The following is a 26063-nucleotide window of genomic DNA, read 5'->3' as shown; positions in this document are numbered from 1 at the left end:
ACACGAGCACCATCATCACCATCCTTCTTACTGGGATTAGCAAAACACGTTTTTTGTCCTATAAGCCCCTTTTTCGAGCAAAAACATTTCGTGAGCCGCAGTGCTCCGGCAGTCGGAAATGTCACGTCGGTAGATAGCCGGAGCTCTGTAAGAAATGCAAGAAATAGGTCAGAGGGTATTTTCGGGGCTTTTCCGGAAGTTCTATTGACATATGATATTAAAATGATATCATATAACCATCAGGTAAGAAAATGATTTGCAATTAATCATAGTTAAAGGAGGAACTCCGATGGAAGAGAAAGTTTTGACCAATAAGAAGCACGGGATGTTGATGCTCGTTATCCTGCTCGCTCTATATGCGGTGTCAGTATTTATGTTGCTGAAATCAGCGATGAGTGATAATTTGGCAGTGATGGCAATATGTATAGCATATATAATCTTCGGACTGTTGTTATTCGCAGGCTTCAGAACCCTCAAGCCACAGGAAGCACTGGTTCTTACATTGTTTGGAAAGTACTACGGAACGCTCAAAGGCGAAGGCTTCTATTATGTCAATCCGTTCTGCTCCGCATTTAATCCAGCTGCTAATACCAGGCTGGGTCAATCGGGAGACATAAGCCCTAAAGGCAAGCTGGGTGTCGGTAGCGGTGAGTCGGATACAACCTCCGGCAAGAGGATTTCGCTCAAAATTATGACACTTAATAATGCGGTTCAGAAGATTAACGATGCACTCGGCAATCCTGTTGAGATAGGAATTGCTGTCATGTGGAGAGTTACAGATACTACGAAGGCGGTATTTAACGTAGACAACTTCAAAGAGTACCTGTCGCTACAGAGTGATTCTGCTCTCCGAAATGTTGTAAGGCTTTATCCATATGACGCAGCTCCCAATATCGATACTACCGGCGACGGTATGGCTGATGAAGGCTCCCTTCGCGGATCCAGTGATGTAGTTGCAGAGCGAATCAAGAACGACATACAGGAGCGGGTGGTAGAGGCCGGAATCGAGATTATAGAAGCTCGTATCACATACCTCGCATATGCTCCGGAAATCGCAGCGGTAATGCTGCAGAGACAACAGGCAAGCGCAGTTGTCGATGCTAGAGCGATGATAGTGGATGGAGCTGTCGGCATGGTCAAGCTCGCACTCGAGAAGCTCAATGAGGACGGAATTGTCGAGCTGGATGAGGAGCGTAAGGCTGCCATGGTGTCAAATCTGATGGTCGTGCTGTGCGGCAATCACGATGCGCAACCGATAGTTAATTCCGGCTCATTGTATTAAAAATAAACACGAAATTCGGAAGTTAAGGGATTAGAATAGCAGATAATTTCGTAGAATTGTATTACAATGAAAAGAAGATTATATTAATGGACGTGGACAAACCTAATGGCGAATAAGAAACAAATACCACTCAGAATATCGGAAAAGCTGTTCAAGGATATTCAGGCTTGGGCAGAGGACGATTTTCGCTCTGTTAACGGTCAAATCGAATATCTGTTGTCGGAGTGTGTCCGGCAGCGCCGCAAGAACGGTAAGTATGTCGGAGAGGAGATAGATAAGCCTCTCGACGTTGATATTGAATAGTGAAAGGCGGATGGGTAACAGCATCCGCCTTTTATCAACTATTTTTGTCCTATAATCATATAACTCTCCATTATGTCAATATGTCAATATTCAGAATGCACTCGCCGTGCAATCGATCCCGTTGAATATTGATTTGCGTGACGGCGCCGACTCTAGTATTTAGTATAGGTCCAGCCCGCGAACTGACCTGTGCCGACCAGAGTGTCCGAATCCTCGTTGTAGTTGAACACCCAGTCGTATGGTTTGTACCCTTCGTCAATTGTGTTTTTGGTGATATGCACAGTAACAGTTGTGTTATCCAGCTCCCACTTGCCTGTGAGATAACCGTGCGAACCGTTCATGTCTATCGGCATGATGAAGCTTCCATCCGGGCTGAGCTTGAAAGGATATTCTTCTGAATCCTTTATAGTCCATCTGGCTGCAATCTTGACCTTGCGAGCTTCTTCCTCCTCGTGCTGCTTGACAGTCTTGAACTTGAGAATCTGTTCTTCGATATCGAGGTATCTGGATTCAAGAGCGTCCTTGGTACTGTCCTCCTTAGCTCCTACCTTGAACTTGTGGATTAGCTCCTTCGCCGATTCCTTGTCCTCATCGCTGTAGATGTCCTTTTTGTACTTGTTGAGCTTATCGAGCAGATCCTTGATCATCGCCGACTTAGTCTTGACCTTAGCTACGTCCTTGTTGAATCCGGATACTGTCTTCCCTAAATCCTGTTTGAGCACCTGCTGCTTGAGCTTGTCCTCGTAGTCGCGCTTGATCTTGTTGACCGTGCCGATATCTTCCTTGAAATACTCGGACGTGTCCATCTTGCTGATGATGCTCAGCGCCTTGGCACGCATGCGGTCGACCGACGGCGTGTATTGCGTCAGGCCAAAGGCGATAGCGCCGGAGCAGATGATTATTATTATGTAATTCGTTATAGACTTGCGATTGAACAGTCGAATGGTCAATCGTTTCCATACTGAACTTGCAGAATCCATACATTCTCTCCATGGATGGTAAATTTGCGATATCACATCAGCATATATCCACATGAAATAATCTTATCTGAAATACCGCCTTTTGTAAACGAACAAATTGGGATATGATAAATACAGGTATGAAAAAGTATGAATGGTCGCGACCGCGACTGCTAATGAATATATTTTGAAGAAAAGCGAGGGTAATTAAATGGCTCATCCTTTATTTTTGAAAAAATCAAACTGCAAGAACTGCTATAAGTGCGTCAGACACTGCCCCGTGCAGTCAATCAGGTTCTCCGGCAATCTTGCCCACGTCATCGCCGATGAATGCGTTCTGTGCGGACAGTGTTATGTGGTCTGTCCGCAGGATGCTCAAAAGATCCTCAGCGAGGTTGAGAAGGTTGAGATGCTGCTTGAGGGCGACCGACCTGTATATCTGAGCGTCGATCCGTCCTTCGTCGCATATTACGATGGAACGGGAATCGAGACGATGTCTGAAACAGCCAAAGAGCTGGGCTTCGTGAGTGCAGAAGAGACTGCACCGTTCGGCGTCGTGGTAAAACGCGAGTATGAGGATGTCATCAAGGATGAGCGCATGAGCGTGGTAATATCATCGTGTTGTCCGTCTGTCAATCTCATGATTCAGAAGCATTACCCGGATCTCATCGGCAATCTGTCCAACGCCATGTCACCGGTACAGATTCACTGCGCTGACATCAGGAAGCGTGAGCCGGAAGCCAAGATTGTATACGTTGGTCCTTGCATTGCTCGCAAGGACGAGGCGAATCGTCACGGGTCGACAGTAGATGCCGTACTCACATACGAGGAGTTCGACGAGCTGCTTATCGCTCATAGCTTGGAGATTCACAAGGGAACGGACGAGTGCAAGCAGTCCAAGGAGCGACTGTTTGCAGCTGCCGGCGGTATCATTAGGTGCATGGATAAGAAGTCCGCAGGCTACGCTTACCTCACGGTGGATGGCCCTGACAAATGCATCGATGCACTCGAGGACATCGCAAATGGCGAGATGGAACAGTGCTTTATCGAGATGTGGGCATGTTCCGGCGGCTGCGTGGGTGGTCCGACGATAGAGAAGCTTCACAACAATCCGGTTAGAAACTACAAGGCTGTAAGCCGATATGCCGGCGATGAGCACTTTGATATAGAGCAACCGGAGCTAGGCGAGATAACTCGCAGCTTTGAGATTATGAAGGGCATGATGCCGATGCCTAACGAACGCAAGATTCGTGAGATTATGGCTAATATGGGCAAGACCAGACCTGCCGACGAGCTGAACTGCGGTATGTGCGGATATGACACCTGCCGTGAGAAGGCTATTGCCGTGTATCAGAACAAGGCGGTAATCGAGATCTGTCAGCCACTGCTCGCCAAGAAATCAGAGGATTTCTCGGACATACTGTTCGACAACGCTCCTAACGGACTCATCGTGCTCAATGAGAGACTTGAGGTGCAGGAGATCAATCCTGCGGCATGCAAGATAATGAATATCAGGAGACCACAGGATGTATTTGGCGCACAGATAGTGACGCTGCTCGAACCTAAGCCTTTTATGGACGTGCTGCAGACCAAAAAGAGCACGTTCCAGTGTTCATATCTCGCCGAGTATGACAAGTATGTGGAACAGACAATTTTGTATGACAATAAGTATCATATGCTGATCTGCCTGCTTGACGATGTCAGCGATGAGGCCAGGGAACGCAATAAAAAAGCGCAGATAATGCAGCAGACGACAGCGATTGCGGATCAGATGGTCGAGAAGCAGATGCGTATCGTACAGGAGATAGCGTCGCTCCTCGGAGAGACCACCGCCGAGACCAAGATAGCGTTGACCAAGCTCAAGGATACGATGGAGGATTAGTATGAACGATCTCAGTATAGACATTGGATACAAGAGTATTAATCACTACGGTGAACAGCTATGCGGAGATACGGTAGCGGTTGCGCAGCAGGAGAATGGCGACAGAATCATAGTTCTTGCCGACGGCCTGCGAAGCGGAGTAAAGGCGAGCATCCTATCTACTCTCACCTCCAAAATCATCTCCACTATGATGGCTGAGGGTATGCCGCTCGAGGAATGTGTGCACACTATAGCGGCGACACTTCCAATCAGCTCGGAATATGACGTAGCGTATTCAACCTTTACGATTATGCATATCAAGGATAACGAATCGCTGGAACTGATCCAGTACGAGAACCCTCGCGTAATACTCATCAGAGATTTTGCCGCAACCGACTATGAAATGATAGAACATGTTATAGACTGTAAGAAAATCTATCGCTCGGAGATTAAGCTGCAGGAAGATGACATGTTTATAGCCATGAGCGACGGCTGTCCCGGAGCTAACATCGATCTCTCGTACAACAAGGACTGGACCGAGGCTGACATCGCTTCGTTTATGGAGACCATCGCACCGGTCGGTTATCCTGCCAAGACCTTGGCAACAATTCTCGTCGAGGAATGCAACAAGCTCTATGGTGGCAAGCCGATCGACGATGCCACTGCCTGCATCATCAGGGTTATCAAACGTGCGCAGGTCAACCTGCTGTTTGGACCTCCTACCAGCCGAGATGACTGTGACCGCATGATGTCGCTGTTCTTCTCCAAGGCAGGTAAGCACATTATCTGCGGAGGTACGACCGCATCGATTGCATCCGCCTTCCTGGGCAGGCCTATCAAGACCGGCAGGGTAAATGGCAAGGTCGGTGGACCGCCAATCTCCGAGATTGAGGGTGTTGACCTCGTCACCGAGGGTATCGTAACCATAGATCACGTCGTTAAGAATGCCCGTGATTATCTCGCAAACGACGAAGGCTTCGCCGAGTGGAGTGTTTCGCACGACGCATCCTCTCTTATCAGCCGTATACTTTTTGAAGAGGCGACCGACATCAACTTCTTTGTCGGAAGAGCGGTAAACCCGGCTCACCAGGAAGCAGAGATGCCACTCAATTTCAGTGTCAAGATGAACATGATAGAGGAGCTGTCCGCATCTCTCAAAAAGATGGGAAAGCGTGTCAAGGTCAGCTACTTTTAGACCGGCACTTTTCGTTTGAAATATTCAGCTTGGCAAAGAAAGCGCAGTACAGGGAGTGTACGAAAAGGGAGCAACGCGGTGAACCGGACGAGGCAGGCATATGAGGCCACGAACTGTAAAGTATATCAGGCAGGAAAAGGGTATAGTTAATGGAACAGATTTCAATATTTGAAAAAGACAAGAGCAATGATGAACCGCTAGCTGCGCGCATGAGACCTAAGAATCTCAGTGAGTTTGCGGGTCAGCAGCACCTCATAGGAGAGGGCAAGATTTTGAGCCGGTTAATTGAATCCGATAAGGTTCCTTCGATGATATTCTGGGGACCGCCGGGAGTCGGAAAGACTACCCTTGCGCAGATAATCGCAGGTAAGACCAAGGCGAATTTCATCACCTTTTCCGCTGTTACCAGCGGTATCAAGGAAATTCGCAACGTCATGCAGCAGGCTGACCGATACGCGAGATTCGGCGAGAAGACCATAGTGTTTATCGACGAGATTCACAGATTCAACAAGGCTCAGCAGGATGCTTTCCTGCCGTTTGTAGAGAAGGGGAGCATCACGCTCATAGGCGCTACCACTGAGAATCCGTCCTTTGAGGTTAACGGCGCTTTGCTGTCCAGGTGCAAGGTATTCGTCCTCAAGGCTCTCGAAACCGATGATATAGAGCAGCTGCTCAAGCGCGCAATCGCCGACCCCAGGGGATACGGAAGTGAGCGTGTCAATATCACCGATGATATGCTGCATATGATTGCTGAGTTTGCTAACGGCGATGCCAGAAGCTCACTGACGACTCTTGAGATGGTCGTTCTAAATGGTGATGTGCAGCCGGATGGGACGATCGACATCACGATGGAAACGCTGGAACAGTGTATTTCCAGGAAGTCATTGCTATACGATAAGGATGGAGAGGAGCATTACAACATTATCTCCGCTCTGCATAAATCCATGAGAAACTCCGATGCGGACGCTGCCGTATACTGGCTGGCTCGCATGCTGGAGGCAGGTGAAGACCCGCTGTATGTCGCCAGACGCGTTACCAGATTCGCTTCGGAGGATGTCGGACTTGCGGATCCTCGGGCACTTGAGATAGCGATAGCGGCCTATCAGGCCTGCCATTTTATAGGAATGCCTGAGTGCTCGGTGCATCTGACGCAGGCTGTCATATACATGGCGCTGGCACCTAAGTCCAATGCGATGGAGGTGGCGTATTTTGCCGCCAGGGACGATGCTCAGGAGCACATGGCGGAACCGGTTCCGATGAATATCAGGAATGCGCCGACATCGCTGATGAAGGGACTCGGCTACGGCAAGGGGTATAAGTATGCGCATGACTACGAGGATAAGATAACCGCCATGCAGTGTCTGCCCGACTCACTGACGGGGCGTGAATACTACAAGCCGACTGAGCAGGGTGTTGAGGGCAGATTTAAGGAGAGGCTCAATAGCATCAAGGCCTGGAAGAAGACTCACAAGTAGGTGACGGGCACTGAAGCACGGCTTGTTAAGGAACTGCGCAGGAAGTCGGAAGAGGTAAAGATAAACGTGTATCCCTCAATTCCGGTGCTTGTCGAGGAACTGCGCAGGAAGTCGTAATAATACGATATAAGCAGCCATCTGCAACGGCATGGGCGAGGCGGATGGCTGATATTTTCGAGAAATAAAACACAGCAGTGACAAAAAGAGTTGGCTTTATGTGATATAATTCCGTCGTGCGGTTAGTTATCACGTACTTTAAATTGCAGCGGATACTCTAATGGCATAAGACTAATTACGCACGCTGCACGGCTACCGGCTGAGCAGCGGGTATAAGATTAAGATTTACCTGAAAATTTACGAATAGAAAGGATTGAGGGATATGACAAAAGTTGATATTTTCTCGGGATTTCTGGGAGCCGGAAAGACAACTCTTATCAGAAAGCTTATCGAGGAAGCTTACGATACAGACAAGATTGTTCTGATCGAGAACGAGTTTGGGGAGATTGGCGTAGATAAGGGATTTCTGCAGAATACAGGAATTCAGATCAATCAGATGAATGCGGGCTGTATCTGCTGCACTCTGGTAGGTGATTTCGGCAAGGCTCTTAACGAGGTTATCGAGAAGTACAATCCGGAAAGAATTCTCATCGAGCCATCCGGTGTCGGCAAGCTGTCAGACGTAATTATTGCCGTCCAGGATCTCGGCAATGACAAGATAGAGCTCAATGGATTCACGACTGTCGTAGATGCCGGGAAGGCCGATATGTATATGAGCAACTTCGGTGAGTTCTACGAGAACCAGGTGGAGCATGCAAGCTCGATTATCCTCAGCCACACAGCAGGCCTGTCACAGGATGATATCGATAAGTGCATCGCGTTGCTGCGTGAGCATAACAAGGAGGCTTCCATCGTTACTACAGATTGGAAGGACATCGATGGAGCCAAGATTCTCGAGATAATGGAGCAGAAAAGAACCCTCTCGGCAGAGCTGGATCATCTGAGAGAGGAAGCATATAGAGAGCAGGCTGAGCACGAGGCAGAGCACCATCACCACGATGATCACGAGCACCACCATCACCACGACGATCACGACCACGAGTGCGGACACGAGCACCACCATCACCATGACGATCACGACCGCGAGTGCGGACACGAGCACCATCATCACCATGACGATCACGACCGCGAGTGCGGACATGAGCACCATCACCACGGCCACCACGCCGACGAAGTGTTTGATGAGATGGGCGTTGAGACCGCACATCGCTTCACGAGAGACCGGCTGGAACAGGCTCTGGCAGGACTTATGGACCCCGAACTATGCGGACAGGTTCTGAGGGCAAAAGGCTTTGTAGCAGGCACAGATGGCGAATGGTATGAATTTGACTACGTGCCGGGCGAGCCTGAGATCAGAGTAGCGGGCGAGGCCGAAGCAACCGGTGTAATATGCGTGATCGGAGTAGGACTCAACAAGGACAAGATTAAGGAGTTGTTTGGAATATGAGGGAAAAACCGGTATATTTATTTACAGGATTTCTAGGTGCTGGTAAATCGACCTTTATTCAGGACACATTGGCAACGCCGGAGTTCGGGGAAGGTGCGAATACACTGCTTCTAGTCTGCGAATCAGGTGAAGTAGCCTACGATGAGAGCAAGTTTGCGGACAAGGTTTTTATCGAGAGAATCGAGAAGGAGAGCGACCTGACAGAAGCTCGGCTCAACGGCATTGCATCCAAATACTTATTTAATAGAGTGCTGGTGGAATATAACGGTATGTGGATGACGCAGACGCTGTTTGAGAATATGCCTCGCAATTGGGTCATCGCGCAGGAGATGACATTCTTTGATGCCACGATGTTTGACCTGTATAACAAGAACATGAGACAGCTGTGCTTCAACAAGATGCAGAATGCAGAGCTTGTCGTGTTCAACAGGTTCAAAAAGGATAACGACAAGCTCCCTTTTCACAAGGAGGTGCGCGTCGCAAACCGTCGCTCACAGATAGTATATGAGTTCGGACCTAACGATATTGAGGTCGACGACATAGTTGATGAGTTGCCGTTCGACAAGAAAGCGAGCACTGTCGAGGTTGCCGATGATATGTATGCGGATTGGTACCGCGACATCAACGAGAACCAGGACGATTACAGCAACAAGAGCATAGTTATCAAGGGCAGAGTGGTCAAAGGCGGAGATATGAAACACGGACAGTTCGGATTCGGACGTCATCTGATGACATGCTGCGTTGAGGATATACAATTCGCGGCTCTTCTGGGTATCTATGACAGGATTGATGATTTCAAGAACGGTGCGTGGGTTCAGATCAAGGCCAAGGTCAGAATAGAATTTGTAGATGCCTACGGAGAGAAGGGGCCTGTACTGTACTGCAAGTCAGTGGAAGCTTGTGAGCCGTGCAATCCGGAGGTTGCTACGTTCTAGGATTCAGATCGGAACATTCTAAACAACTAAATACACCTCTTCTGTCAGAATTTTGAGGTCACCTCAATTCGATTCCGAGGGGAGAGGTTTTTCTTTTGCTATTTTTCGGCGAGTGTATAATAAATAATGTGCAAGGTAAATTCATATCAGATTCATACGGCGGGATTACTGTATAACCGGAGGAAAGAAAGGACATACGTATGGCAAAGATACTTTTCCTGGAAGATGAAAAAATGATTCGCGAGGTATTATCGGAGTACATGGCAGTAGCAGGCTATGAGGTAATCCCCTTTGATAGAGGAGACAACGCCATAAAGTTTGTGGCAGAGGGCGGTCAGTTCGAAATCGCTGTTCTGGATGTCAGGGTGCCGGGGGCAAGCGGGCTCGAGGTTCTGGAAGCCGTCAAGGCGAGACCGGGTGACGACGTAGGGGCTATAATGCTCACTGCATATGACGATATCAATACGCAATTGGAAGCATTTAATTTCCTTGCTGATGATTACGTCACGAAGCCGGCTTCTCCGATAATTCTGATAAAACGGATAGAAGCTGTCCTGAGAAGGACCGGGAAGAGTATTTCTTCTGAAATGGAGCATGGATTCGTAGTCGACGAGGAAGAATTTAGAGCTTATTACAACAGGAAAAATTTGAGATTGACCGTGAGTGAGTTTGTTCTGATGAAGACCTTGAGAGACAGCCCGGGAAGAGTCTTCAGCAGAGATCAGCTGATAAATAAAATATTTGATGAGGATTATATTGCGAACGACAGAATTATAGATGCTCATGTCAAAAATCTAAGAAAGAAGCTGCCCTTTGACTATATTGAAACCGTTATAGGACTTGGATACAGGTGGAGAAAAGAAGATGAAATTGGGAAGTAAGACATTTTTATACAGTGTCATAATCTCTTTAATAATGGGAATAGTTATATTTTCTTATATGATTTTTCTGATGCCATCAATGTATATGGACTATAAGGGGAAGCAGAATTTGCAGAATTCAAGGACGGCCATGGAGTACTTTAAAGAGCATGAATCCTTGAAAAGCACGGGCATAGGTGACTCGACTATGCTGGGAATAGTTGTTCCCAAGCATGGTTACTCAATTAAGGTTACCGGAGCGGGGTTTGACGGACATGTTGAATTTACGAGCCCGTCAGCAAAAATGCTTATAGATAAAATAAGAGCTGTGGACGAAAATGACGCAAAAAACAGCAAAGCGTTATTCCGGGAATTCAAGCCTGTTCTATCTTCAATCCTTTCTGAAAATACAGGTGAAATTAAGAAAAATTTCAAAATAGATATTAATCTTGAAGGAAATTCAGCTCAGTTTGAAGCAAAGGGGCGGAAGCTTCATTATTTCAGCGGTGGCATAGGAATAGGAGAGTTCAGTGTACAAAGTCGTTATTCCGGCACGAGCTACACGTATTTTGTGGGAGTAACAAATAAGGGAGATAACACCTTAATCATGGCAAACAGCGTGATGACACCGACTGCAAAGGAGATATTACCTGTGCTATACGGTTCAATGCCTATGCTTGCCTTATTTATGATAATATTGGCGTTCGGAGTTTCGGCGATTTATTCCAAAAAAATCGTTGAACCGATAAAAAAACTATCGATGGATGCCGAAAAAAGGATGTATTCTTCATCCGATAATCTTGCTCCGCTGGAAATCTCAGGGAAAGATGAAATTGCCGATTTGACTGCAGCCCTAAATCTCCTTTATGAAAAACAGGCGCAGGCAGTTAATGAGCTTGAGGAAGAGAATAAGCGGAAGGAAGTGTACATGCGTGCTACATCACATCAACTGAAAACACCTATCGCAGCATCGATGCTTCTTGTGGACGGGATGATCGGTAATATCGGCAAATTTGGAAACAGAGATATATATTTGCCGGAGGTCAAATCCCAGCTCAAGGAAATGATGAGCATAATTGATGAAACTTCAAATATCAACGGTATAGCTGATAATAATGAGATTGAACCGATTGAGATGATGAGCCTTTGCCGGGAAATCATAGGTAAAAACCGTATTAACGCTGATTTAAAGGGGATTGCTATACAGCTTGAAGCATCAGGAGGAGATATTTGCTGGCAGAGCAACACTATGATGCTCAAAAAAATACTGGAAAACCTGGTTACGAACGGAATAAATCATACGAAGGAAAACGGAAGCGTGAAGGTTACGGTAGAAAAGACACGAATTACTGTTTTTAATCAGCCGGGGCATATCGAAGAGACTATTGTCGAAAATATATTCGAGCCGTTTGTGACAAGTGTTGAGGCTGAAGGTTCCGAACGCAATAAGGGGCATGGGCTTGGGCTTTATATAGCAAAATATTTTGCCGGAAAGCTTGGTATGGAGCTGAGCGGTGAGAATGTGCAGGACGGCGTGGAGTTTGTATTAGAGAAAAGAGGTAGCGATGATTAGACTCGACAATGTAAAGGTTAGCTTTAAGGATAAGGTTGCCGTAGATCTCGGCCGGGTAGTGGAGATTAAGGACGGTGAAAGAGTTGGAATTATAGGCAGCAACGGAGCCGGTAAAACAACACTGCTCAGGAGTATTCTCGGGCTTGTTCCGCATAAGGGGAATATAACCTTGAGCATTCCATCAAATGAGATCGCTGTTCATATGCAGCAGAATTCATACATAGAAACTGTTCCGATCAGAGTAATAATTGAGATGATTATGGGGTGCAGAATAAATGAAAATCCCAAGCTCGTTGAGATGATTAAGTTTTTTGAGTTTGAAGAGTGCTTAAAGAAGCGGTGGAAGCACCTTTCAGGGGGGCAAAAGCAAAGGCTTACGCTTATCCTGGTAATGTGTAAGGACAGCGAGATTGCGATGTTTGACGAAGTGACCTCAGGTCTTGACTTTGAAACCCGCCAGCGCTTGGTGGAAAAGCTTGTGGAGTGGTACAGGGATAGAAAAACAACTCTTCTTATAACATCACATTACTATACAGAGCTGGATAATCTGGCGACAAAAATACTTTATTTAAAGGATGGAAGAGTTGTTGATTACGGTTCAAAGGAAGAGCTTTTTCGTAAGTATTGCGGGAATGCGGTGCTGATATTTGAAGATACAGAACGTGCTTCTGCGATTGCAAAGGATCACAAGCGGATTTTCTCTTCGGATGAAGATATAGCACTTTCGTGCTCAAGCATGGAGGAAGAGCTTGAGATTACAGAGAAATTGATAAAAAACCATATTAATTACAGAAGAAGCGATAATGATATAGAGATGATGACTATAAATGCGGGGAGAAACGATGAATAAGTATACGATTAAATATGAATTTCTAAATACGCTATATAACGGATATTCGATATTTTTCGGATCGGTATTTCCGGTTGCATTAATTCACTTGATACGAATAAGTGCGTTAAAGGATGTTCCCGATAGCTATAAGTCAGAGGTTGTAACTACCATGTTCATCGGAATGGCGATGCTCATCCCTTTGGCAAGTATTTTTCTAAGCCATGCGGCTACATATTCAAATGAGTTGGACAAAAACGTTCCTGAGCGCATCCTTCTGTTCGGCTTCTCTGAAAAGGATATATTGCTTAACAAGCTTGTTTCCAACATGATATTTTTGACACTATGTGTGGCCATATATCTGGTGGGAACGGTCCCTTTCATGGACTTAAAGAAGCCTACCTTGGCAGCCGGAGCACTGTGGTTATTCGGAATATACTTTCTTTCAGGGATCTTGATGGCTTTAGCTCACGGAATTGCCACGCTGATAAGAAAATTCGGCCCAACGTACGGTGTTACCATGGCTCTGTACTTTGCGATGATGATCTTGAGCGGCTATATGGGAATTTCTGTATCAGATCTGCCCAAATCGCTTAAATGGTTGTCGGATTTATTGCCTACGACTCAGCTTGGAAACGACTATATAGATTTCTGGATGGGGAGACCATATAATTTCGGGCCGCTTATTCAATCCATGCTCTTTATGTCCGCAGTAAGTGTTGCCATCCTGTTAATTGCGTTTAAGGTAAGAGGACGGAAGAATTAGGATGTAATATTAACAATAAATAATAAGAAGTTATTAAATTAAGCTAAGTTATGGTTGCCATAGAGAATCAAAAACACTAGTGATGCAGAGCATTTACTAGTGTTTTGATATATGATTTAACAATAAACTATTTCTCTGATAATATTCACATGGGCATTAATATGTAACCCGTCGAGTGCTGAGTTTAACTCTACGGGATTATATTAGTATTTAGAAAGAACTATTATTTCAATTCAATTAGTGCATTAATAATATTCTTTTCAAGAGCTTGTTGCTGTGATGCTTTTAATCTGCTAGATGTTCTTACCACCATTGTTCCAACAACCTTATGTGTACCAGGTGATAATGCACCAGGAGAGTCTAAAGATGCAAGATAAGCCTCGCGTGCTTTTGCTAATTTGACTGTTTTATAAACTTCAATAGCAGCTCCACCATCATTCCCATTTTCTACTGGAGTGCTGTATGCTCTCAACTCAGTAGGAATCATTGAGGATGACAGAGCTATGTATGCATAATATCCATGAGGCTTATTCATCATATTATTTTGGTCTGTTTCTTCTGTTGCGGCTTCAATTTGAACAATTGAATCTATATTCTTAACACGCTCAAGAATAAACTTCTGAGAGGGATGCGTAACTTGTTTTTGTTGCTTAATACTATCTCTGTATGCTTTTATAGCAGATCTTAGATTATCAGTTGATTTCTTGTATGACTGATCATCGGCAGCCTTTTCACTATCCTTAATAACTTTCTTTAAATTAGTCCTTGTGTTTTCATCAAAAATATTAGACTTAGAACTTAATAGTTCGTTTGCAATTTTTACTTCAGCATCCATCGCCTTCTGCTTATCAGACTTGCAACTCGATAACGAGGTTAGAAGAATAAAGCAAAGAGATAATATGAAATAAATTTTAAAACTTTTTCTCATGTTATGTTCCTCTTTTTTTAAATGTAGTGATCAGTATGATTATATATTTTTGAATACAACAATTCAATAAATTAAAAAGTTCTTGCAAATGTCTATTCGATGTGTTATTGTATTAATAAATTAATACAATAACACATCGCCGAGAAACATATAAGCGTTAAAGCTGTATATTATAATCCGGTGCATATGAATTTAATAAATTCAGGAAGGAGAAATTAGTGAATTGGAATTTTGTTGATGGAATGCCTATATACCTACAGATTATCGATGAGCTTACCATACGAATTGCCAGGCGGGATTATTTGCCGGGGGAGAAGCTGCCATCGGTAAGGGAAGTCGCGATTGAGGCAGGCGTTAATCCAAATACAGTGCAGCGTGCACTTACAGAGCTCGAGAGACGCGGGCTTGTGCGTACGGAGAGGACCAGCGGGAGATTTGTAACGGAGGATGAGAGCGTTTTGAAGGAGATACACAATAATTTATCAAGTGAATATATTGCTGAAATGATTCAGAAGCTACGAAATATCGGAATGAGCGATAAAGAAATTATTGAGGCAGTTACCGGCTGTTTAAGGAAGGAGAAGTAATGAGCATAATAGATATCAAGAATCTAACCAAGGTATACGGTTCCAAGGCGGCCCTGTCCGGTGTGGAGCTGCACATAGAAAAAGGTCAGATAGTAGGCCTGATGGGACCGAACGGTTCCGGTAAGACAACACTGATTAAGACACTGATGGGACTGCTCAGAGCTGACTCGGGCACAGTCCTGATAGACGGCAAAGCTCCCGGAGCCGAGACGAAGGCGCATATCGCCTACCTGCCGGATAGAATCACATATCCGAATTATATGACAGCAGGCGGACTGGTTCAGATGTATCAGGACTTCTTTGCTGATTTCGATAAGCTCAATGCGATGTCGATGCTCAATGACCTCGGGATTGAACCGGGACTCAAGCTCAAGGCTATGTCAAAGGGTACCAAGGAAAAGGTACAGCTTATACTCACAATGGCCCGTAAGGCTGAGGTTTATCTTCTTGATGAACCTATCGCGGGAGTTGATCCGGCAACAAGAGATTATATACTCAAGACGATAATCAGCAACTACAATCCGGAGGCGGTTGTGATCATCTCTACTCATCTTATTGCTGATGTGGAGGCGGTACTCGATGATGTAATCTTCATCAAAGAGGGGGAGATAGTCGTGCATGAAACTGCAGATAATCTCCGCGAGCAGAAGGGGCAGAGCATCGATAAATTATTCAGGGAGGTTTTTAAATGCTAGGTAAATTGATGAAATACGAGTTCAAGGCTCTCTTTCAAGAGCTCGGAGTATTATACATGGTGTGGCTTGCGTTGGAGGTAATTATAGGGGTTCTGTCCAGAGGAGCCTGGAGAATTCCCGATTACGTATCTAATGTTGTTATTTTGGCATATGTTGTCGCATCCATAGCGGTGGTTGTTATGACCTTTATAGTAATCGTAGACCGCAGATTTTACAAAGCCTTCTACGGTGATGCGGGGTATTTCACGCTTTCTCTCCCTGTAAAAATCAGTACTCACATCTGGAGCAAGGTTATTACAACTACTATATGGGTGTTCCTTGCCGGTGTGCTGGGCTTATTTGCGCTAATACTTGGCATACTTGCTGTATCTCCGGGAGTTGAAATGTTTACCGGAATTGATCTGATCAATACAATATTTACAGCTATAAATGAAAACAAATTGCTCGCAGGTAAAGTTGCGTTTATGTTTTTGGAATTAATCATACTGGCAATAGTAGCTGCGGCCAGGTTTGTACTCAAGTTCCTGACCTGCGTGAATGTCGGAGCGCAATTTAACAGGTTCAAGGCAATCCTGATGGGCGTATTCTTTGTGCTGTTCTCCATCGTGGAGGCATATGTTCTCGTGTTTATAATGGGTAATCTTCCGGTAAATGCCGAGGTAATAGGGAGCGATATTAATTACTCATTCTGGGGCGTAGGCTGCCTGATACTCGTTCAAGCAGCTGAGTTCGCAATTTACTTCCTAACATCGAACTACCTGATGAAGAACCGATTTAACCTCGAATAGAAATTAAATAAATACAAGCTGCATTGCAGTTGAGGTAAATTATTAGTATACTGGGGCTACAGTTTGAGTGATATTTCTCGCTTGAGCTTGAGAATGAGACAGAATTGCAAATAAATATGAGGATGGCTGGGATTGAATAGTGACAGTGCATTACTTAGAAAATATTTGCGGTACATTGTTCCGGCTATGGCAGGTCAGCTGATATTCACCCTGTATATCATAGTTGATGGAATATTTGTAGCTCGCGGTGTATCCGAGACGGCTCTTGCAGCCGTCTCTATTGTTACGCCGTTTGTAACCTTGCTTTTTGCGATTTCCATTACTTTTGCAGTAGGCACATCAACTGTTGTAGCCAGACTTCTTGGTGAAAATCGTACTATAGAGGCAAGAGAGGTCTTCACAGAGAGTGTTGCAGCGATGTTCGTGTTGTCTATAGCAGGCAGCGTGCTCATCTTTGTATTTATCAACCCGCTTTCCGGGCTGCTCGGAGCATCGGACGCAACTCTTCCTTATGTCAAGCAATACCTGCTGACAATCGTACCATTTATATTCTCGTTTATCGTTTCGTACAACCTCGAGCTGCTGCTTGCGACGGACGGCTATCCTGAGCGGTCGACCATATACGTCACGTTGGGGGTTATTCTAAATGTTTTTCTCGACTGGTACACCATATTCCGACTCGACTGGGGGATCGTGGGAGCCGGCCTCGCGACATCGTTCTCACAGACCGTCGTAATAGCAATATATCTGGTTCACTTTTCCGGCAGCCGAGCGACGCTTAGATTCAAACGATTCAGATTTCGCAAGGGCCTGCTTCGCCGTGAATTTATGTGCGGCTTGCCGTCAGGTATCACCGAGATGTCGCCCGGCATAGTGACGTTCATCTTCAACAACTTCATAACTGCCTTCCTGCACGACAGGGAGCTGATAATCTATTCGATCCTTTCTTACGTAATTCTGCTGGCATCTGTTCTTGCAAATGGCATCGCCCAAGGCGCGCAGCCGCTTGTCAGCTACTATCACGGTCGCCGTGAGAGGGCGTCTTTTCACACTATATTCGGTTATGAGATTAGGACAGGCATAGCGTTATCCGTGATTGAAATTATACTTGTACTGACCTTCGGCAATCATATTGCAGCTCTGTTCGTAGGAAGTGACAGCAATCTTAATGATGACGTTTTGTCTGCGCTGAGATTTATTGCTGTTGCTTTTCCGGTACTTAGTCTTAATATTATAATCGCCGGCTACCTGACAGCGCTCGAGAGATCCCGAGTTGCAGTCGTAATCTCGCTTATGAGATGTACGGTCACTCTGGTCGTATCAATAGCGGTGATAAGCATTGTATTTGGGTTGTCAAAACTCTGGCTGTCGCTGTCCATATCCGAGGCAATATGCTTGATATTCGCAGTGCGGATTTATAAGAAGACACGAAGCGTGGCTGCCTCGGAGGAATTAAACGATATGTGATAGGTTGTAATAAGCCGCTTAAGTAATTCGACCTTAATTTGAAACCGCATGATTGCAAAGCATAATATGTTTATGCATTTCAATACTGTCAAATGCAGCAAATAGTGTATAAATAATATACTGTATAAAGCTTGGAATCCTATTGAATAACTGCTCGCAGTGTGTTAACAATATATTGTAGCTGAATTATCTGTATGTGCAATTGACACGTGCTGTAATGTATGTGTTAAATTTTCACCGCTTCCACTTGACCGTATAGGTACAGTTTGGTGTTCTGCATGTAAGATTAGGAAATGAGAGGCGAATATGCTTTTTAACAGAGAAACGGATTATGCACTTAGAGTTATTAAAAACCTGCATACAGACATACCAACGAGCATAAGCTCGCTGGCAGAAGGAGAATTTATATCCGAAGCGATCGCTTACAAGGTTGCAAGAAAATTAGATAAGGGAGGCCTCGTCAAGAGCATGCGCGGGAGTAACGGCGGTTATATGCTAACCAGACCTCTGACAGATATTACATTATTCGACGTATATCAGATAATGGAACCTAATTCCTTCGTAAACGAATGTCTGCGCGGTAATTCCAATTGTCCGGTTAATACAGGACACAGCCCGTGCATGATTCATGCTGAGTTCTGTCGCGTACAGAACAATCTCAACAATGATCTCAAGCGCCGCTCTTTGGCAGATATTATCGCTGCAAAATAGACGTGCTTCACACCGACATTTTGCCGGTGTACATGACACAATGACATAGATGAGCCGGGCAGATACGAGTACTCCCGGCTTCACAGTATCCGTCTGACAAAAGCGGAGCAGCAGAGCCGCTCCGTTTTCTTGTGACTCAGTTTTTATTTGTTTTAGCTGTCAGCCTCATCCGGCTTCAAAATACAATCGATATGCACATACATTTCTGAGACTTAACTATCGCTTGTATTTCTATCAGGGTTAGCCTTAGGCAGACTCCAGCGATACCGTGCGGCCATCAATCGCAAAACCAGGATAATTGCTGCTCCGCCGGTCATTGCGATTCTTTGGTCTATATTGTTCCACAGCACCGTGCAGAATATGGCCCCGATGAGTGACGCGCTGGCATAGAAGTGCTTGACGAAGATGTACGGTCTGTCACCGGCCATCATGTCCCTGAGCACGCCACCGCCGACACCCGTAACTACTCCGACAAACGACAGCAGTATCACGCCGTGGATAGATGTCGCAGCATATCCGGCTTGGATGCCACTTACCGTAAACACGCCTAGTCCGACGGAATCCATGACGAGCATGAGCATCTCATAGAGCGTAGATTTAGAAAATATCCATTTTCTGACCGGCGGCAGGAATACGATAACTGATGTGATAATAGATACTATTAGGTATATCGGATTCCTAAACGTCAGTGGAGGCGTCTGTCCGACGATCAGATCCCTGATAATTCCGCCGCCGACACCTGTGGTTAAGCCTAGTATGGTGATACCCATGAGATCCATACCTTTCTCAAGGCCAAGCGTGGCGCCTGAGATCGCGAAGGTGATGGTGCCGACGATCTCTAGTGCAAATATGATGTTTTCAATGCTGTATAGTTGTAACAAATTTTATGGACTCCCAGTGATATTTAGGTACAATATGAGTTTTATCGATGATATCTTAGGATAACATGTGTTGTTGGTACCTGTAAATTAATGTGTAATAATTGCCCGCAAGCGACTGTAAGATTACAATATATATGTATAATAATTACTTGCGAGGGCAGATTTGACAGGAAATAGAGGTGGTCTAATGAAGAGTGAATACGAAAAAGGCTTTTTAGCAGCGATTATGTGTACAGGTCTTTGGGGTGTTTTACCTTTATATTGGAAATCACTAATTCCAATACCTTCATCTGTAATAATAATTTATCGGATACTGTTAGTTGCTATCGTTAGCCTTGTATTTGCGCGGCTAAAATACTCGTGGCATGAGATATTGTCACCACTAAAGGATAAAAAGATTGTATGCAAGTACGTTATAACGGGTTTAATAATAACATCTAATTGGAGCATATTTATATGGGCTGTGAATTCTGGACACATTATACAGACAAGTATAGGATACTATATTGAACCGTTGGCAGTTTGTACAATGGGCATTATATTTTTTAAAGAAAGACTCACTTTTTGTAAATTAATTGCAATTGGATTGGCATCTTTAAGTGTAATTATTATATTAATTCATTATAGACAGATTCCGGGTATTGCACTGTTACTTGCAATTACGTTTGCTATATATTCGGCAATCAAGAAAACAGTGAAATATCCACCGGTATTGTCGCTATTTTACGAGACTATATTTTTAGCGCCATTTGCTTTCATTTATATTGTTTATATGGAATTACATGGAACAGGAGCAATTGGCAGAGGGGCCTTTTACCACTATATGCTGTTACTTTTATGTGGTTTCGCAACGGCTATACCGCTCGGATTATTCGCATATGCGGCACAAAGAACAACTATGTTTGTACTTGGTCTGGCAGAATATATAAGTCCGACTATAACGCTGATAATCGGGGTATTAATATATAAAGAACCTGCAGATAGAATTCTCTTTATGGCAATCGGAGTAATCTGGTTAGGGCTTATATTCTTTTCTTATGGGGAATTTAAAGACAGTAAGAACCGAAAGTAGGAATTTATTATTTGAACTGTTCAAGGTAAAGCAATAGCGATTTGCCTTATGACAAGTCGCTATTGTTTAGACGATATATGATTTATGTACCTAGGGAATGCACTAAACTTATTAAGCATCGACGATATCTTCCGGAGATATTGATGACCTTTTCTTTATTGAGAAACCTGTAATTGCAAATACTATTGCTACAAATGGGTTTATTAGGTTGAGAAACGCGTAAGGTGCATAATTGAGGGTAGGTATACTTAGATAAGTGCTAATAGCAACGGCACAAGTTGTCCAAGGTATCAACGGTGAAGTGATGGTACCAAAATCCTCCAATGTTCTCGAGAGATTCTGGGGAGCTAAATCCCTGTTCTTGTATTCGGAGCTATACATCTTCCCTGTAATTAATATAGATAGGTATTGTTCACCGCATATCACATTAATCATTACTGCAGTGAAACCGGTTGCACATATTAAACTTCCGTTGGATTTTGCTATTTTCAGGATGCTCTCTGCAATTGTTTCAAGCATACCGGATTGGTGCATTATACCACCAAATGTTAGTGAACATAGTATTAACGATACTGTCCACATCATATTTTGAAGACCGCCCTTTGTAAGCAGTTTATCCAGCATTTCATTTCCGCTATCCATAGTAAATCCATAGCTCAAGCATCTTCCGACTTCGATAATTGACGCTCCTTGAATTGCAAGTGCGCAGAATACACCTAATAGAACGCTGAATATTAATCCAGGAATAGCAGGAATTTTGAAATAAATCATGCAAAATAGAATCAAAAGCGGTAACAGCAAAAGCGGTGAGATTGTAAAATGATCTCTAAGTACAGCTGTGACAGTCACGATATCTTTACTAGTCCTGCTATGCGATACATACTTGAAGTTAACCAAGAAATACAGAATACAGGCAATCACAAAACTAACTGATGTGGTATACATCATGTGCCTAATATGTGCAAAAAGAGTTGTCCCTGAAACAGCCGGAGCAAGGTTTGTAGTATCTGAAAATGGTGACATCTTATCTCCAAAATATGCTCCGGAAACTACGCAGCCGGCGGTTATACTTGCTGGTATGCCCATTGCCGATCCAATCCCTACCATGGCAACTCCCAATGTCCCGCAGGTAGTCCACGAACTACCTGTAGACACACTGACAACTGAACATACTAATAAACACGTTACTAGAAAAAATCTAGGTGATAAAAGCTTTAACCCGTAATATATTAAGCTGGGAACAATTCCACCGGCAATCCACGAACCAATAATTAGACCAATAATACACGCAATAAGTATCGCTTGCATTGCATTCATTATAGAACCTATAATTCCTTTTTCAATATCAGCCCAAGGATTCTTTAACACAACAACCGAAATCACGGCAGCAATAATCGACGCTGTTATGAGTGGAATTTGTATATCGACTCTGTATTTTAGCAAAGCAAGTAGCAGGAGTATAAATACAGATAGTATCGGTATCAATGATAAACCTAGACTTGGTTTCCTGTGTGTAACAATTTCATTCTTGTGTTTTCTCATAGCACTACTCCGCACAATCAATTGTTTAAAATAGAACGATGTTCTAAAGTTAATCTATCACATCAATTGCGAATTGTAAATACTGTAGGTTATATCATTGACGATTACCATTAGCGGTGATACAATTCCGATAAACGAAACAATGTTCTAATATACAGAACATGACTGTTAAGATTCACCACAAGAAAGGATGATTGACTATGGAAAAAGTAAGAACGAGAGAGGAACGGTGCAAAGGATGTTATTTGTGTGTCGCAAATTGCAAACCTAAAGCTCTCAGCCTTTCTGGTAGAACAAACGGCAAAGGGGTTATTACTGTCGCTGTAGATCAGGAGAAATGCGTTCAGTGTGGTTGTTGCTACGCTATGTGTCCGGATTTGGTGTTTGAAATTCTGTAAATTAATAGGAGATTTGTTATGGAAAAGAGAATAATGAAGGGCAATGAGGCTCTAGCTGAAGGTGCTATAAGAGGAGGATGTCGTTTCTATGCCGGATATCCGATCACGCCTCAGTCGGAAATTCTTGAGTGGATGTCTTGGCGACAGAAAGAGGTTGGAGGGACATTTGTTCAGGGAGAGTCTGAAATTGCAAGTGTAAATATGACGTTTGCTGCACGTGCACTTGGAGTTCGTGCATTGACATCTACATCCGGCCCGGGATTTTCGTTATATCAAGAAGGTATAGCATATTGGGTATCAGCTGGAGTTCCCGCTGTAGCAGCGTGTGTACAGAGATTTGGTATCGGTGATGGATTTATTTCTGCTGGACAGGATAATTACTGGCAGGCAGTAAAGGGCGGGGGAAATGGTGATTATCACCTAATTGTACTCGCACCAAACTCCGTTCAGGAGAACGTAGACATGGCTTACGAATCATTTGCATTAGCAGAGAAGTGGAGTCACCCGGTGTTAATTCTCTCTGATGGAACTATCGGGCAGATGATGGAACCATGTGAGCTTCCTCCGTTTGTAGAATACGACATTGATCAGGAGCAACCATGGGCAGTAAAGGGCGTTCAACCTGGCAAAGATTACAAGGTAATTACCGATATCACATATTTCAAGGATATAGATGAATGGAATGATGATTATCTGGCGAGGATGCGTGAGATTAGCGAAACAGAGCAGCGGTGGGAGAGCTTCGAAGTTAAAGACGCAGATGTTGTTCTCGTTGCTTATGGAATATCTTCCAGGGTTGCACAGGGTGCTGTTGAGCAGGCTCGTGAAGAAGGCTTTAAATTAGGATTAATAAGGCCAATTACATTGTGGCCATATCCTCGTAAAGCATTTGAAACTATTCCGGATACATGCCGTGGTGTTGTTACAGTAGAAGTGAATATGATGGGACAGATGCGAGATGATGTAATTATAACAGTTAAAGGGAAATTTCCAACGTTTGCTTTGGCAACACGGCAGAGAATCCCAAAAGTAGATCAGGTAATTGAATTTGCAAAAGCTGTTTATAACGGCGAGGTTAAAGAAGTGGAGGTATTCTAATGGTTGCTAGAAAAGCCCCTGAACTCATGTATGCAGAGAATAGGTTCTGTGCTGGCTGTGGGCATGGAATTTTTGATAGGATTCTTGGTGAAGTTTTGACTGAAATGGATATTGTTAGTGATACGATCATTTGTTCAGATATAGGATGTAATCATCAGTTCCAGTTTTGTATGTGGGTCGATGCTATTGTTCCGCCACACGGTAAAATGGGAGCAGCCTTAACTGCTCAGAAACGTGTACGCCCGGACAAGTATGCGCTTACAATCTGTGGAGATGGTGGAGCATATGCTATTGGATTAGGCGAAACTATGGCTGCAGCAACTCGCAATGAGAATGTCACATTTTTTGTAATGAATAATACTGTTTACGGAATGACAGGTGGCCAAATGGCACCAACAACAATGATAGGGCAGCGTACGACATCATCAAAGGATGGAAGAATTTTGGCTGATAGTGGTGAGAATTTTGATGTTGTTAAGATAATGCGGGGATTGGCGATTGCCTATCTGGCAAGAACATCGGTCACAAATCCGGCAAATGTTGCAAAGACGAAAAAATATGTAAGAAAAGCGCTTGAAAAGCAGCGTGATTGTAAAGGCTTTTCGCTAGTTGAGGTACTTGTGCCTTGCCCAACAAATTGGGGTATGACACCCCCTAAGTCAATGGAGTATATTAATGATGTTATGACTAAACAATATGAATTAGGGGAGTTTATTGACAGATAGTGGAGGGTATTATGAAGAAAAGCATTATTTGTGCTGGACTAGGTGGTCAAGGCGTGCTTACTGCCGGTAAAATACTGATGTATGCAGCATATGAAAAGGAATTAAATGTTACTTGGTTTCCTTCTTATGGAAACGAGATGAGAGGTGGAAATGCAAATTGCAATGTGATTATTAGTGACAAAAGAATCGCATCTCCATATGCCGATCATCCTGATGTTGTAATGGCGATGAGCAGTTCCGCGGTTGATATTTACGAGACTGCAATGAATCCGGGCGGTACTCTTTATGTAAATTCATCACTTGTAGATGAAGGCAGAAAGTATCGTGGTGATATTAAAGTTGTAAAATGTGATGCTACAGACTTAGCAATAGACCTAAAGAGTGAGAGAAATGCTAATCTCTGCATGTTGGGGAAGATGCTTGTTGAATCGGACCTTTTTGCATATGATGAATTTGAGAAGTCAATGTGCGGTTACTTCGAGATACAGGGCAAAGGGAAGTACAATGAAAAGAACAAAGAAATGCTTAGAGCCGGTTACAGTAAGTAAATTTAGGCGATTAGTCTCCTAAATTTGTAAAAACAGCGGATAAAAGCTCCTACAAGGTATTATATTTGGGGTATCGCATGAAACATTGCGGTATCCTTTGCTTTACGTTCAGTTTAGTTTATAATATCAATGATAATGGAGGTTTTATATGAGTGAACACAGGGTTGGTAATGCTAATCAGTCAGTGATAATAAATTCGGTAGATAGAACTATAGATATAATAGAATATCTATATCTGCAGGATAAAGGAGTTTCTATTTCCCAGATAAGTAAAGACTTGGGACTGTACAAGAGCACTGTTTACCGTACACTGGCTACCTTGCAGAACAGAGGTTATATTGAACAAAATGTTTCGAATGAAATGTATTCGCTAGGACCTAAGATTTATGCATTAAAAGGTAGTGAAGCTCCTGAACAAAAGCTGGTGGAAATAATTCTGCCGTATTTAAAACAATTAAATGACAAGTATTGCGATTCTGTAAATTTAGGAGTGTTAGATGTAGACGGTGAAGGGATGTATAGAATACGCCTTCTGGCAGAATGTGCCAGTAAATCTGTACTTGGAGTTAAAGTTGATATTGAGTCTATGAGTGAGTGCTATTGTGCGTCTCTGGGTAAATGCTTGTTGGCTTTTTCAGATAATGTTGACTTGTCCGTATATGAGTCTAGCCCTATGACGAAGTTCACAGATTCGACGATTACTACTGTTAAGGAACTGGAAAAGGAATTGGAGAAAATTAAGAAATGCGGCTATGCTTGTGATGATGAAGAACGAGAGGTCGGATTGTTCTGTGTAGGAGTGCCCATATTTAAAAACGGCAAAGTTGTTGCAGCTATGAGCCTTGCTGGTCCAAAGTTCCGTATAATGGATGGCGAGTTTCAAGAGAAAATCAACTTCATGAAGGACTTAAGTGCTGAAATTACGAGAGAGCTTTTTGTAAAATAAGATATTGGATATCATTAATGATTATATATAAAAGTTTTTGTGAACTTTAATTTACACTCTAAGTGCAACAATTAAATAATGACCCATACCCTTGGTATAATGGTGTTTGTGAAGACATCCCATATCCAAGGAGGA

26 protein-coding genes are annotated in these 26063 nt (G+C 43.8%); 22 read left to right on the top strand and 4 right to left on the bottom strand.

Translation table 11 applies throughout. The features are described 5' to 3' along the window. Positions 1–289: 289 nt before the first annotated feature. Together HMPREF0581_RS00125 and HMPREF0581_RS00120 are read left to right on the top strand one after the other, a co-directional pair. On the top strand, positions 290–1282 hold the full coding sequence (locus HMPREF0581_RS00125; RefSeq protein ID WP_009644532.1) for an SPFH domain-containing protein: 993 nt from the start codon (positions 290–292) through the stop codon (positions 1280–1282). 105 nt (positions 1283–1387) lie between these two features. Then, on the top strand, positions 1388–1585 hold the full coding sequence (locus HMPREF0581_RS00120; RefSeq protein WP_009644560.1) for a PTS ascorbate transporter subunit IIC: 198 nt from the start codon (positions 1388–1390) through the stop codon (positions 1583–1585). Positions 1586–1737: 152 nt separating this feature from the next. On the opposite strand, the gene HMPREF0581_RS00115 is transcribed toward HMPREF0581_RS00120, so the two are convergent. Beyond that, entirely contained in the window at positions 1738–2565 is an 828-nt protein-coding gene (locus HMPREF0581_RS00115) for a hypothetical protein (RefSeq protein ID WP_009644551.1), read from the bottom strand. A 190-nt stretch (positions 2566–2755) separates the two neighbouring features. Here HMPREF0581_RS00115 and HMPREF0581_RS00110 point away from each other — a divergent pair, with 190 nt between their 5' ends. From HMPREF0581_RS00110 to HMPREF0581_RS00070, 9 genes are all read left to right on the top strand, one after another. Further along, positions 2756–4426 carry a [Fe-Fe] hydrogenase large subunit C-terminal domain-containing protein gene (locus tag HMPREF0581_RS00110; RefSeq protein WP_009644588.1) on the top strand — a complete coding sequence of 557 codons (1671 nt, stop codon included), beginning with the start codon at positions 2756–2758 and terminating at the stop codon, positions 4424–4426. 1 nt (position 4427) lies between these two features. Further along, complete coding sequence (locus HMPREF0581_RS00105) at positions 4428–5600, top strand: SpoIIE family protein phosphatase (RefSeq protein WP_036379212.1); 1173 nt, start codon at positions 4428–4430, stop codon at positions 5598–5600. Positions 5601–5749: 149 nt separating this feature from the next. Beyond that, positions 5750–7075, top strand: coding sequence for a replication-associated recombination protein A (locus HMPREF0581_RS00100; protein WP_009644481.1), 1326 nt, complete (start codon positions 5750–5752; stop codon positions 7073–7075). 379 nt (positions 7076–7454) lie between these two features. Beyond that, the gene (locus HMPREF0581_RS00095) at positions 7455–8579 is read left to right on the top strand and encodes a CobW family GTP-binding protein (protein WP_036379208.1); all 1125 of its coding nucleotides are present in this window, start codon (positions 7455–7457) and stop codon (positions 8577–8579) included. After that, positions 8576–9514: a TIGR03943 family putative permease subunit gene (locus HMPREF0581_RS00090; RefSeq protein WP_036379206.1), complete on the top strand. Its 939-nt coding sequence runs from the start codon at positions 8576–8578 to the stop codon at positions 9512–9514. Before HMPREF0581_RS00095 ends, HMPREF0581_RS00090 begins: the two co-directional genes overlap by 4 nt. A gap of 200 nt (positions 9515–9714) precedes the next feature. Next, complete coding sequence (locus HMPREF0581_RS00085) at positions 9715–10395, top strand: response regulator transcription factor (protein WP_009644523.1); 681 nt, start codon at positions 9715–9717, stop codon at positions 10393–10395. Further along, positions 10379–11947, top strand: a complete 1569-nt coding sequence (locus HMPREF0581_RS00080) for a sensor histidine kinase (protein ID WP_009644471.1) — start codon at positions 10379–10381, stop codon at positions 11945–11947. Before HMPREF0581_RS00085 ends, HMPREF0581_RS00080 begins: the two co-directional genes overlap by 17 nt. Beyond that, positions 11940–12797 carry an ATP-binding cassette domain-containing protein gene (locus HMPREF0581_RS00075; RefSeq protein WP_009644556.1) on the top strand — a complete coding sequence of 286 codons (858 nt, stop codon included), beginning with the start codon at positions 11940–11942 and terminating at the stop codon, positions 12795–12797. The genes HMPREF0581_RS00080 and HMPREF0581_RS00075 overlap by 8 nt, the downstream gene beginning before the upstream one ends. Further along, positions 12790–13542, top strand: coding sequence for an ABC transporter permease (locus HMPREF0581_RS00070; protein WP_009644492.1), 753 nt, complete (start codon positions 12790–12792; stop codon positions 13540–13542). The genes HMPREF0581_RS00075 and HMPREF0581_RS00070 overlap by 8 nt, the downstream gene beginning before the upstream one ends. Positions 13543–13765: 223 nt before the next feature. Here HMPREF0581_RS00070 and HMPREF0581_RS00065 read toward each other — a convergent pair whose 3' ends face one another. After that, positions 13766–14377 (bottom strand): hypothetical protein, encoded by a 612-nt coding sequence (locus HMPREF0581_RS00065; protein WP_169731135.1) that lies wholly within the window; start codon positions 14375–14377, stop codon positions 13766–13768. Between the two features lie 311 nt (positions 14378–14688). On the opposite strand from HMPREF0581_RS00065, the gene HMPREF0581_RS00060 reads away from it, so the two are divergent. From HMPREF0581_RS00060 to HMPREF0581_RS00040, 5 genes are all read left to right on the top strand, one after another. Beyond that, the gene (locus HMPREF0581_RS00060) at positions 14689–15057 is read left to right on the top strand and encodes a GntR family transcriptional regulator (RefSeq protein WP_009644515.1); all 369 of its coding nucleotides are present in this window, start codon (positions 14689–14691) and stop codon (positions 15055–15057) included. Beyond that, a complete protein-coding gene (locus tag HMPREF0581_RS00055) occupies positions 15057–15752 on the top strand; it encodes an ABC transporter ATP-binding protein (RefSeq protein WP_009644563.1) in 696 nt (231 codons plus the stop codon). The genes HMPREF0581_RS00060 and HMPREF0581_RS00055 overlap by 1 nt, the downstream gene beginning before the upstream one ends. Next, positions 15746–16540 (top strand): hypothetical protein, encoded by a 795-nt coding sequence (locus HMPREF0581_RS08140; protein WP_051426850.1) that lies wholly within the window; start codon positions 15746–15748, stop codon positions 16538–16540. The genes HMPREF0581_RS00055 and HMPREF0581_RS08140 overlap by 7 nt, the downstream gene beginning before the upstream one ends. Positions 16541–16672: 132 nt before the next feature. Further along, the gene (locus HMPREF0581_RS00045) at positions 16673–18007 is read left to right on the top strand and encodes an MATE family efflux transporter (RefSeq protein WP_051426849.1); all 1335 of its coding nucleotides are present in this window, start codon (positions 16673–16675) and stop codon (positions 18005–18007) included. A 306-nt stretch (positions 18008–18313) separates the two neighbouring features. After that, entirely contained in the window at positions 18314–18718 is a 405-nt protein-coding gene (locus HMPREF0581_RS00040) for an RrF2 family transcriptional regulator (protein WP_009644541.1), read from the top strand. A gap of 212 nt (positions 18719–18930) precedes the next feature. Here HMPREF0581_RS00040 and HMPREF0581_RS00035 read toward each other — a convergent pair whose 3' ends face one another. Next, positions 18931–19599: a trimeric intracellular cation channel family protein gene (locus HMPREF0581_RS00035; RefSeq protein WP_036379198.1), complete on the bottom strand. Its 669-nt coding sequence runs from the start codon at positions 19597–19599 to the stop codon at positions 18931–18933. Between the two features lie 187 nt (positions 19600–19786). Here HMPREF0581_RS00035 and rarD point away from each other — a divergent pair, with 187 nt between their 5' ends. Then, on the top strand, positions 19787–20671 hold the full coding sequence (gene rarD / locus HMPREF0581_RS00030; RefSeq protein WP_036379196.1) for an EamA family transporter RarD: 885 nt from the start codon (positions 19787–19789) through the stop codon (positions 20669–20671). A 111-nt stretch (positions 20672–20782) separates the two neighbouring features. Here the strand turns inward: rarD and nhaC are convergent, their stop codons facing one another. Beyond that, positions 20783–22213, bottom strand: coding sequence for a Na+/H+ antiporter NhaC (gene nhaC, locus HMPREF0581_RS00025; protein ID WP_009644529.1), 1431 nt, complete (start codon positions 22211–22213; stop codon positions 20783–20785). A 200-nt stretch (positions 22214–22413) separates the two neighbouring features. Here nhaC and HMPREF0581_RS08655 point away from each other — a divergent pair, with 200 nt between their 5' ends. The 5 genes from HMPREF0581_RS08655 (at position 22414) to HMPREF0581_RS00005 (ending at position 25928) form a co-directional block, all read left to right on the top strand. Next, entirely contained in the window at positions 22414–22611 is a 198-nt protein-coding gene (locus HMPREF0581_RS08655) for a 4Fe-4S dicluster domain-containing protein (protein ID WP_009644496.1), read from the top strand. 18 nt (positions 22612–22629) lie between these two features. Next, positions 22630–23709 (top strand): 3-methyl-2-oxobutanoate dehydrogenase subunit VorB, encoded by a 1080-nt coding sequence (locus HMPREF0581_RS00020; protein WP_009644559.1) that lies wholly within the window; start codon positions 22630–22632, stop codon positions 23707–23709. Continuing rightward, positions 23709–24434: a thiamine pyrophosphate-dependent enzyme gene (locus tag HMPREF0581_RS00015; protein WP_009644488.1), complete on the top strand. Its 726-nt coding sequence runs from the start codon at positions 23709–23711 to the stop codon at positions 24432–24434. The genes HMPREF0581_RS00020 and HMPREF0581_RS00015 overlap by 1 nt, the downstream gene beginning before the upstream one ends. Before the next feature lie 11 nt (positions 24435–24445). Further along, entirely contained in the window at positions 24446–24982 is a 537-nt protein-coding gene (locus HMPREF0581_RS00010) for a 2-oxoacid:acceptor oxidoreductase family protein (RefSeq protein WP_036379187.1), read from the top strand. Between the two features lie 148 nt (positions 24983–25130). Next, positions 25131–25928, top strand: a complete 798-nt coding sequence (locus tag HMPREF0581_RS00005) for an IclR family transcriptional regulator (protein ID WP_051426848.1) — start codon at positions 25131–25133, stop codon at positions 25926–25928. Positions 25929–26063: the final 135 nt, after the last annotated feature.

The sequence above is a fragment of the Mogibacterium timidum ATCC 33093 genome, assembly GCF_000525775.1.
GTDB classification, from domain to species: Bacteria; Bacillota; Clostridia; order Peptostreptococcales; family Anaerovoracaceae; genus Mogibacterium; species Mogibacterium timidum.
This window is presented reverse-complemented; position numbering and strand designations above follow the sequence as displayed.